This window comes from Cellulomonas sp. P4_B5_2 (assembly GCF_056402235.1).
On the sequence record NZ_JBFUHU010000278.1, the window covers coordinates 1 to 5,098 of the forward strand.

A 5,098-nucleotide genomic window follows, 5' to 3' on the forward strand; every position below is an offset into this window, starting at 1 on the left:
GCTCGAACGCGTGATCGCGGGCGGCGGCCCCGGGCGTGCGCCGGGTCCCTCGCTCGCCGCGCGACCGCCGACCCGGCTCATCGGACGCGCCGCCGAGGTGGCCGCACTCCACCGCGTGCTGGCCGACGAGCGCCTGGTCACGCTCGTCGGCACCGGTGGCGTCGGCAAGACGCGGGTGGCCCTCGAGGTCGTCACCCGCGCGCCGGCGGTGACCGTCCTGCTCCTTGCCCCGGTGACCGACCCGGAGGCCCTGCCCAGCGCCCTGGCGGCTGCGCTGCAGCTCGACGTCGTGCAGGGCGACGTGCTCGAGGCGTGCACGGCCGTGCTCAACAGCCAGCCCGGGATCCTCCTCGTCGACAACTGCGAGCACCTGCTCGACGCGGTGCGGGACCTGCTCGCCGTCGTCCTGCCCGCCTGCCCCCGGCTGACCGCGCTGGCCACGAGCCGCGAGCCGCTCGGCCTGCCCGGCGAGCACACGGTGCGCCTCGCTCCCCTCCCGCTGCCGGGGGCAGACGGCGACCCCGCGCACGTCGCGTCCGTCGCCCTCTTCCTCGAGCGGGCGGCCCGGGTGCGCGCCGATCCCGCGGGCTCCGCAGCGGAGCTGGCTCTGGTGGCCGACATCGTGCGACGGCTGGACGGCGTACCCCTCGCCATCGAGCTGGCCGCCAGCCGCCTGTCGGCGTTCTCGCTGCGCGACCTCCACGACCGCCTGGACCGTTCCCTGGACCTGCTGGGCTCGGGACGACCCTCCGGGGACGCCCGGCACCGCACCCTGCGCTCGACCGTGGAGTGGTCCTACCGGCTGCTCACCCCGGACGAGCAGCGACTGTTCCGGCACGTCGCGCCGTTCGTCGACGGGCTGGACCTCGAGTCCGCGGAGTGGCTGGCCGGCGACCTCGGGCTGCCCGGCGACCCCGGCGCCATGCTCTCCCGGCTGGTCGACGCCTCGATGGTCGACGCCCACTTCGAGGTGCGGACGCGCTACCGGATGCTGGAGACGCTGCGGGCGTTCGGTCTCGACCGGATCGGCGCGGCCGGGGAGGACGACGAGTCGGCTGACCGCATGCTGCGCTGGGGCGTCCGGCTCGCCACGAGCATCGAGGCCGGCCTGGCCGGGGAGGACGAGCCCGACGCGGACGCGATGCTGCGCCGCGAGCGTGCCAATCTGCGTGCGGTGTGGCAGCTGGCGCGCGGCCGAGGGGCGGTGGACGCGGCCGCCCACGTCGTCGTCTCCCTGTACGGCGCGATCGCCTACCGCGACCTCCTCGAGATCCGCGCCTGGGCCGAGGAGCTGGCTGCCGACCCGGTCCTCACCGGCCACCCGCGCGCCTCCGGCGTCCTCGGCGCCGCGGCCGAGGCCGCCTACCAGCGCGGCGACCTCGAGAGGGCCGCCACCCTCGCTCGCACCGGTGTCGAGCAGGCGACGGACGACCTCGGCCGCTGGTACTGCCACGTCCCGTGGTCGGTCGTCGCCCTGGCCCGGGGCAGCTTCGCCGAGGCCATGGAGCACGCCCGGGCCGCGACGGACCTCTCGCCGCGCCCCGACCCGTCGGGCGTGGCGGCGCTCGCCGCGCTCTACTCCGGCGACCCGGCGCGAGCACGCTCGCTGCGCGACGACGCCCTGGCCGGCGCGGTCTCCCCCACCGAGCGCGCGTGGGCCACCTACGTCGCCGGGGAGATCGAGAACGCCACCGACCACGCCGATGCGGCGGAACACCACTACCGCCACGCCGTCGAGCTGGCCCGCGGCTCGGGCGCCACCTTCCTGGTCGGCGTCGCGACCGTCGGCCTGCTCACCGCCCTGTCGGACCAGGGACGGGTCGAGGACGCGCTGCGCGGCTACCGCGACGTGATCCGGTACTTCGCGCGGACGGGCAACTGGACGCACCTGTGGGCCACTCTGCGGAACCTCGCCGACCTCCTGCGCCAGACCGGCGACGACGATGCCGCACGCCTGCTCTCGACCGCCGCCGACGCAGCCCCGGACGCGCCGGCCGTCGGGCCGGCCGCGGCCGCCATCCCCTCGGCGGGTGCCGGGACGCCCGTGACCCGAGCAGCCGTGCTCGACGCGGCTCTGACGGCGATCGCCGGGCGCGTCGGCTAGCGGAACCGGTCCGCGATCCACATTCCGGACATCATGTACATCGTTGTAGAACGGTGCCAGGATGAACGCGGCCGACCCCACGACGATGTGGAAGACGAGGATTTCCGATGAGACGCACGCCCCTGTCCCTGGTCCTGCTGGTGATCGCCGCCCTGCTCGGGCTGGTCGCCCCCGCCACCGCGGCGACCGCCGGTGGACACACCCCGTCGCCGGCCACCCGCCCGGTCGACCCCATCGCGCACGACCCGACGATGGTCAAGGAGAAGGGCTGGTACTACGTCGCGATCACCGGTGACGCCGCGTTCGACGACACCTACCTCCCGCTCAAGCGCTCCCGCGACCTGGTGCACTGGGAGGAGCTCGGGCCCGTGCTCACCGAGCTGCCGGCCTGGGTCCTCGAGTCGCTCGGCGTGACGGAGGCGCCGCGCGACGCCTGGGCGCCCGACCTCAGCTGGTCCGGCACCGAGTGGCGGCTGTACTACGCAGTCTCCCAGTTCGGCACCAACAACTCGGTCATCGGACTGCTCACCTCGCCGACCTTGGCGAACCCGCGGTGGGAGGACCAGGGCCTCGTCGTCCGCTCGCAGCCGGGCGTCGACACGTTCAACGCCATCGACCCGAACCTCGTCACGGACGCCGACGGCGGCACCTGGCTCTCGTTCGGCTCGTTCTTCTCCGGCATCCACCTCGTGCCGCTCGACGCCACGACCGGCACGCCGGTCGCCGGCGAGCAGCCCGTCGCGATCGCCCGTCGCGCGTTCCCGCCGAACGCCGAGGAGAACCCGACGATCGCGTTCCACGACGGCTACTACTACCTGTTCGTGTCCTGGGACTACTGCTGCCGCAGCGTGGAGAGCGACTACCGGACCATGGTCGGCCGCTCGCCGAGCCTGACCGGCCCGTACGTCGACGCCGACGGCGTGCCGCTGCTCGACGCCAAGGGCGGCACCGAGGTCCTGCGCGGCTACAACGAGTTCGTCGGCGCCGGCGGCGGCGACCTGCTGATGGACAAGAACGGCCGCACCGGGTACTTCGTGAACCACTACTACGACGCGACGGACGGCGGCGCACCCCGCCTGAACGTCCGGAAGCTCACCTGGGGACGGGACGGGTGGCCGGTGATCAGCGACCCGATCAACCCGAGCCGCGCGATCGGCCACGGCGATCCCTTCGTGCAGATCGTCCCGCGCGACGGCACCGCGGTCGTCGAGAACGCCGGCTGCGGCTACGAGGGCGCCAACATCGCGCTCTGGACCGACCTCGACAACGCGTGCCAGCAGTGGCAGCTGTCCGACCGTGGCACCGGCACCCGGATCCTCAACCGGTTCAGCAACAACGTGGCCGAGGTGGGCGCCTGCACCAACGTCGACGGTGGCAACGTGGCCCAGTGGGGCTGGCTCGGGTTCCTGCCGAACAACTACTGCCAGCGCTGGAGCTTCTCCGCCGCGGGCGACGGCTGGACCACCGTGGCCAGCATCCTGCCCGGCAACCGGGCGTGGACGGTCCAGGGCGGTCCCGTCGCGGGCAGCAACCTCGCGATCAGCTCCCCGACCGGCGGCGCGGACCAGCAGTTCCGGTTCGAGCCCGTCGGCGAGGTGCTGCTGGCCGACCCGACGGACCAGACGACCCTCACCGCGCCGCGCGCGCACACGGGTGCGGTCACGTTCCGGCCGCGCGACGAGCGCGCCCGTCAGACGTGGGTCCTCGAGCCGGTGGCCGGGACCGCCGGGTACACCGTGCGCACCACCGAGCGGGGCGGTTGCCTCGGCACGGACCTCCGGCTCGTCCACACGGGGTGCGGCACCTGGACCCTGAGCCCGACGGACGACGGCACATGGTCGCTGAGCAGCGCCGGAACCACCCAGGCGGTGCGGCTGCTGCTGCCCTGACCCTCGACCGGACGCGGTCGGGGCCCCGATACTGGCAGGGGCCTCGACCGCATCCGGAGGATCACATGACGACCGCCACGACCCACACCCTGGACGTGCCCGGAGCCACGCTCACCTATGACGTCCGCGGCCCGCTCCCCCCGGCGGACGGCCGCCCGCCGCTGCTGCTCATCGCGCAGCCCATGGACGCGTCCGGGTTCGGCACGCTCGCCTCGTACTTCCCGGACCGGACCGTGGTCACGTACGACCCGCGTGGCCTCGGCCGGAGCACGCGCAGCGACGGTGAGACCGCGAACACCCCGCAGCAGCAGGCCGACGACCTGCACCGGCTCATCGCCGAGCTCGGCGGGACCGTCGACCTCCTCGGCAGCAGCGGGGGCGCGGTCACCGGGCTGCACCTGGTCTCCGCGCACCCCGACGACGTCCGCACCTTCGTCGCGCACGAGCCGCCCCTGCTGGGCGTGCTGCCGGATGCCCAGGAGGCGTTCTCCGCGGAGAAGAAGGTCCAGGACGCGTACCACCAGCGCGGCTGGGGCGCGGGCATGGCGGCGTTCATCGCGCTGACGTCCTGGGAGGGCGAGCTCACCGACGACTTCGGCTCCGAGCTGCCCGACCCGGCCGGCTTCGGTCTGCCGACCGGCGACGACGGGTCCCGCGCCGACCCGCTGCTGTCCGGCATCTCCAACGCGATCACGGCCTACCAGCCGGACGTCCCGGCGCTCACCGCGGCGTCGACGCGCGTGGTGGTCGCCGCCGGCATCGAGAGCACGGGCACGCTCACCTGGCGCACCTCGTCCGCGCTCGCCGACGAGCTCGACCAGGAGCTCACCGTCTTCCCCAGCAACCACGGCGGGTTCCTGGGCGACGAGTACGGGCAGCCGGGGCAGCCGGAGGCGTTCGCCGCCAGGCTGCGCGAGGTGCTCGAGGCTGCGCGCTGATCAGGAGAGGTCCAACGAAGGAGTCGACATGGCAACGCACGACGAGGACAGCAGTGGGCTCGACCTCCAGAAGCTGATCCGCCTGATCACCCTGGCCCTGGCCGTCGCCGCCGTGGTCAAGGAGCTGCGGCGCCCCGCGGAGGAGCGCGAGTGGCACGGCCAGGTGG

At 74.0% G+C, this 5,098-nt stretch carries 3 protein-coding genes; all 3 read left to right on the plus strand.

The features are described from left to right. Positions 1 to 2,104 (plus strand): ATP-binding protein (locus tag AC1DUQ_RS17345; RefSeq protein WP_477074217.1); only part of this gene is annotated, 2,104 nt, incomplete at its 5' end. Positions 2,105 to 2,211: 107 nt separating this feature from the next. Beyond that, complete coding sequence (locus tag AC1DUQ_RS17350; protein ID WP_477060676.1) at positions 2,212 to 3,993, plus strand: family 43 glycosylhydrolase; 1,782 nt, start codon at positions 2,212 to 2,214, stop codon at positions 3,991 to 3,993. Between the two features lie 65 nt (positions 3,994 to 4,058). Next, positions 4,059 to 4,931 carry an alpha/beta fold hydrolase gene (locus AC1DUQ_RS17355; protein WP_477060675.1) on the plus strand — a complete coding sequence of 291 codons (873 nt, stop codon included), beginning with the start codon at positions 4,059 to 4,061 and terminating at the stop codon, positions 4,929 to 4,931. Positions 4,932 to 5,098 lie beyond the last annotated feature (167 nt).